This window comes from Streptomyces mutabilis, assembly GCF_014649815.1.
GTDB classification, from domain to species: Bacteria; Actinomycetota; Actinomycetes; order Streptomycetales; family Streptomycetaceae; genus Streptomyces; species Streptomyces mutabilis.
In genome coordinates this window covers 1-1,548 of sequence record NZ_BMTT01000070.1, presented here as the reverse complement: position 1 = coordinate 1,548, position 1,548 = coordinate 1, and the positions used below count along the sequence as shown (strand labels likewise).

General features: G+C 36.7%; 1 rRNA gene. It reads right to left on the bottom strand.

The annotated features are described in order from the left end of the window. Nucleotides 1-87 precede the first annotated feature (87 nt). A 16S ribosomal RNA gene (locus IE142_RS39570) occupies nucleotides 88-1,523 on the bottom strand. Between the last annotated feature and the right edge of the window lie 25 nt (nucleotides 1,524-1,548).

Genomic DNA, 1,548 nt, shown 5'->3' with positions numbered 1-1,548 from the left:
ACCTTTGATGGCATATAGCCATTGAGTTTACAGCTCAACCCGTCAACCAACAAACGGACCCTTCCTTATTATATAATTTTTTTAGTTAAAAGTTATGAATCCCGTGCAATTTCCATTACACGAACCGTATTTCGACTTAACACCAATCAAAGTCATGCATACGAAAATTTAACCTATATATATATAAACCTGATTGTATATACTAATACCTAGGTAAATCAAACTTATTGCACATACTCCTTTCAGCGCCTGACGAGTGGTTAGTACCTAACTGAGATTAAATTCACCGTGACGATGGTGATTCACGATTACTAGTAATTCCTTATTCATGTAGTCGAGTTACAGACTACAATCCATATTATATCCAATTTTGGGGATTAGCTCCATTTCACAATATCGCATCCCTTTGTTAAGGCGTATGTGGCACGTCTATAGCCCACAGTATTTAGGCCATGATGACTTGTCTTAATCCCTATTATCTGGTCCAATGTAGTGGCGAACCACTTTATGTATTCAAATAAAGTGAGGGTTTTCGTTAATTAGAGGAGTTAACCAAATCTCACGACATTAACTAAAGACAGCCGTGCAGCGCTTGTAACAATTTAATGTTATTCAAACTGTGGTAAGGTTTTTCGCGGATTATCGAATTAAATAACATACTTCACTACTGGTTTCAGAAACGGTCTAATGATTTCAGTTTATATGTTGCCATATTACTCTTGAGGTGGAATGCTTACACTTTCATTTATAGACTAAATGTAATCTAGCCTATGACATTCATCATTTTCTGCTTGGACTACTAGGGTATCTAATCCTTCTTGCTACCCAAGCCTTCGTCCCTCAACGTCAGTTTTTACATAGAAGGATGCCTTCGCCGTTACCAGTCCTTCTGGTATCAAAGTATTTCATCCCTACTCCAGAAATTCTTCCTTCTCACATAAAACTCTAGTAAAAAAGTACTCATTTAGAGTTTAATTTACCGTCTAGGTACCCTTTAAACCTAATAAAGATGACTAACACTAGTCTTCTACGTATTACCGCGACTGCTGGCACGTAATTTGGTCAAGACTTATAAATAGGAAATTGTCATTATCATTATCCTATTTAGAATTTTATACGAGTTAATCGTTATTGTATTACAATAATACACTTACATTCTTCCAAGTTACTGGTTCAGCCTTTCGGCCATTGACCAATATTCCTCACTGCTGTACTAATACGCATTGGGGTTTTTTCAGACCCAATGTGGTCGATCGACCTCTCAGTCACGACTACGGATTTTAGCTAGAAAAGTCATTACCTTTCCTACTACTCCCCGAGATAAAGATTAACATCTTAAAGCGGACTTTTATTTTCCTTTCGTTTATAAGGGATTTTCCCCTTACTTTAAGGTAGCCAAATTATCTTTTACTCACCTGTACACCACTACTACTTAGTTTATTAAAACTAATTAGTCGTTCGATTAGCATGTGTCAAGTACTTGGACAGCGTTCAATCAGAGCCATCATCAAACTCATGGTGTTTAATACACCTATAATGCTAGTTCCT